The 3,710-nt window shown below is 70.7% G+C and carries 4 protein-coding genes; all 4 read right to left on the bottom strand.

All coding sequences use genetic code 11. The features are described from left to right. Positions 1-401, bottom strand: a 401-nt coding sequence (locus IJH84_RS10535) for a response regulator (protein WP_295143354.1), incomplete at its 3' end; no start/stop codon positions are given. Between the two features lie 344 nt (positions 402-745). Continuing rightward, entirely contained in the window at positions 746-1,645 is a 900-nt protein-coding gene (locus IJH84_RS10530) for a S49 family peptidase (protein WP_295143351.1), read from the bottom strand. A gap of 9 nt (positions 1,646-1,654) precedes the next feature. After that, positions 1,655-2,902, bottom strand: a complete 1,248-nt coding sequence (locus IJH84_RS10525) for a histidine kinase (RefSeq protein ID WP_295143348.1) — start codon at positions 2,900-2,902, stop codon at positions 1,655-1,657. A 187-nt stretch (positions 2,903-3,089) separates the two neighbouring features. Then, the coding region (locus IJH84_RS10520; RefSeq protein ID WP_295143345.1) for a zinc finger domain-containing protein at positions 3,090-3,710 on the bottom strand (621 nt) is incomplete at its 5' end.

The following is a 3,710-nucleotide window of genomic DNA, read 5'->3' as shown; positions in this document are numbered from 1 at the left end:
GTGCGCAGCGCGCGGTCCACCCGGTCGGCGTCGGCGGGCTTCATGATGTAGTCCAGCGCGCCGACCTCGAAGGCTTCCAGCGCGTTCTCCTCGTGGCCGGTGATGAACACCAGCGACGGGGGCTGCTTGAAAGCGTTGAGCACCCGCGCGAGCTCCATGCCGCTCAGCCCCGGCATGGACACGTCGGCGAACACCGCGTCCACCACGGACTCGTCGCCGTCCTTGGCGCGCACCTGGTCGTCGCTGCGCAGCAGCCGCAGCGCGTCGGCTGCGTCGAAAGCGGTGAGCACCTGCGCGACCCGCGGGTTGTTCCGGAGCAGGAAATCCATCTCGTCCAGCCCGGCCATCTCGTCGTCCACCGCCAGCACGACGAGCCCCGAGTCGCCGGGTCGACCGCTCACGTCCGGTTGAATACTCACTGTAACGCCACATCCTGCCGCGCCGGGGGCGCACTGTCCACGACTTCGGGTCCGCTCGGCGTCGAGCACCGCGACAGCGCTGTCACACGCGCCGGGCGCGGACCGGCTGCCCGCACCTGCGGTGCCGCCGGACGGTGACATGTCGGGCGCGCTGCGCAGATCATCCTGACATCACCCGGCCCAGCGACACAGGGCACACCGGGCCGTGCCCGCGAGTGAGGTGTGTCACGCCGTGACATCAACTTACGGTGTTCGGCCCGGCATGTGAACGGCGGGGTGGCAGAAGGCGGACGGCGCGGCGCACCACGCACGCCCGCCGAAGCCGATCACAACCCGAAACGCGACCACAGCGCGCGCTGCTCCAACGCGTCCAGCAGCGACGACGCCGAACCGCCCGCGCCGAGCCCGGCGGCCGATCCGCGCTCGCTCAACCGAGCCAGCAGCGGCTTGCGCGGTTCGACTCCGACGATGTGCGCCTCCGGGAACCGCTCCTTGACGATCCCGCGCAAGGTGCCGACACCGTCGACCAGACCGAGCTGCTGCGCGCGCTTGCCGGTCCACACCTCGCCGGTGAACAGCTCCTCGGTCTCGGAGAGCTTCTTCCCGCGCCGGGAGCGCACCCAGTCGGCGAACTGCTCGTGCAGCTCGGTCTGCAAGCCGCGCAGCCACTGCACGTCGTCGTCCTTCTCGGGGCTGAACGGGTCCAGCCGCACCTTGTTCTGCCCGGCGGTGTAGACCCGGCGCTCCACTCCGATGCGGTCCAGCAGGCCGTTCAACCCGAACGTCGCGCTGACCACGCCGACCGACCCGACCATCGAAGTGCTGTGCGCGTAGATCTCGTCGGCCGCGCAGGCCAGCCAGTACCCGCCGGAAGCGGCGACGTCCTCGCAGAACGCCAGCACCGGCACCTTCTTCTCCTCGGCCAGGCCGCGGATCCGGTCGGCGACCAGCGCGGACTGCGTCGCCGCACCGCCCGGCGAGTTGATCGTCAGCGCCACCGCGGCGAGCCGGTCGTGGCCGAACGCCTTGGTCAGCGCGGAGTCCACGGCCTGCAGCGAGATCGTGCCGCGGTTTACCGGCGAGGGGTTCGCGGTGATCGCGCCGTGCAGCTTGACCGTGGCGACCACCGGCCCGCGTTCGGCGCGCTCGGCCAGCTTGGGCGGCAGCTTCGAGGACAGCTTGCCGGTCAGCACGTCGGTGAACTTCTGCGGCGCTTTGTCGTTCATGCTTCGACGCTACCGGCTCGACTGCGCGGCGGCCCCCGACGCGGGTTCGTCCAGGGACGTGGCTGGTAGCGGCAGCACTCCGGGCGCGAACTTCGGCACCCGCATGATCACCTTCATGCCCTCGCCCTGCTCGGTCTCCACCACCAGGCCGTAGTCGTCGCCGAAGGTCGCCCGCATCCGGTTGTTGATGTTGCCGAGGCCCACGTGCGCGCCGCTGAGGTGCGCGTTGGCCAGCTCCTCGTCCAGCCGTTCCGGATCCATCCCGATGCCGTCGTCGTCCACGCTGATCAGCGCCTCCGAGCCGCGGTCCTCGGCGACCACCGAGACGGTGCCGCCACCGGGCTTGGTGGCCAGCCCGTGCCGCACCGCGTTCTCCACCAGCGGTTGCAGCGCCAGGAACGGCACCACCACCGGAAGCACCTCGGGCGCGATCTTGAGCTGCACCTTCAGCCGGTCCGGGCCGAACCGGGCGCGCTCCAGGGTCAGGTAGCGGTCGATGTTGCGGATCTCGTCGGCCAGCGTGGTGTAGAGCCCGGAGGAGCGGAACGAGTAGCGGGTGAAGTCGGCGAACTCCATCAGCAGGTCGCGGGCCTGCTCCGGGTCGTTGCGGATCTGCGAGGAGATGGTGTTCAGCGCGTTGTAGATGAAGTGCGGGGAGATCTGCGCGCGCAGCGCCCGCACCTCGGCCCGCGCCAGCTTCTCCTTGGACTCCTGCAGGTGCGCCAGTTCCAGCTGGGTGGACACGTGGTGCGCGACCTCGCCCGCCGCGCGCAGCAGCCGCCGCCGGTCGCCGTCGCTGATGATCACCAGCGCGCCCTTGATCTCCTCGGAGACCTCCAGCGGGACCACGACGCCGTGCCGCATCAGGCACGGGCGCTCGTCGCAGAGCAGGTCGGTGTGGTCGACGTACTCGCGCTTGCCGGTGCGCAGCACCGCCTCGATCTTGCCGCGCATGTCCGCGTAGTGCTGGTTCGCTTCGCCGTCCCAGCTCAGCAGCGTGCCGTCGGCATCGACGACGCCGACCGCCACGCACGCCAGCAGCTCCCGCAGGTGCGGCGCCGTGCGGTCCGCCGAATCCTGCGTCATGCCCGACCGCAGGTGCGGCGCAGCGCTGGTGACACGATGCAACGCCGCCAGCATGGCGTCTTCCACCGAGGTACTGACCCGGCGCGATCGGCACAACAGCACGAACATGCCGAGCACGGCGAGCGCGGCGAGCGCCGTGAGCACGGTCCGCTCGGTCAACAACCCCTGCACCGCACCAGTATTCGATGTCGGTACGCAAGGAATCAAGAACGCTACGCTCAGTGTGCACAACCCCTCGGTGAGCGGTCGATGAGCGGGCCGCATGGCGCAACCCGCACCGCCGAACGGCACAGGTTTGCATGACATCGCATGGGTTGCATCAGAGCTGCAATCGGCGGGCGCCCGGCTCCCCCGGAAGTCACTTCAGCAGCTTCGACATCCTCCGGTCCGCGAGCCGCTTGCCGCCGGTCTGACAGGTCGGGCAGTACTGGAACGAGCGATCCGCGAACGACACCTCGCCGACCGCGTCCCCGCAGACCGGGCACGGCAACCCGGTCCGCCCGTGCACCCGCAGCCCGGAGCGCTTCTCCGCCTTCATCCGCGCTGCGTCCTGTTGCAGCGAGCGTTGCACCGCGTCCCCGAGCACCTCGCGCATCGCTTCGTGCAGCCGGGCCACCGACTCCTCCGCGAGCTTGCCCGCGGTCGCGAACGGGGACAGCCGCGCGCGGTGCAGGACCTCGTCGGAGTAGGCGTTGCCGATCCCGGCCAGCGCGGACTGGTCGGTCAGCAGCGTCTTCACCCGTTCCGATCGGCCGCGCAGCAGGCCGGCGAACTCATCGGCGGTCACCGCCAGCGCGTCCGGGCCCAGGCGGGCCACACCGGGCACCTCCGCCGGATCGGCCACCACCCAGACCGCGAGCTTCTTCTGCGTCCCGGCCTCGGTCAGGTCGACGCCGGGACCGCCGAGGTGCACGCGCAGCGCGATCGGCCCGCGGCCGGGTTTCGGCGGTGCGGGCGAGAGCTCGTCGGACCAGCGCAG

This window comes from Saccharopolyspora sp., from assembly GCF_017434145.1.
Lineage (GTDB): Bacteria > Actinomycetota > Actinomycetes > Mycobacteriales > Pseudonocardiaceae > Saccharopolyspora_C > Saccharopolyspora_C galaxeae.
Note: the sequence above shows the minus strand (reverse complement) of the source record. Positions and strands in the feature narration are given on the sequence as shown.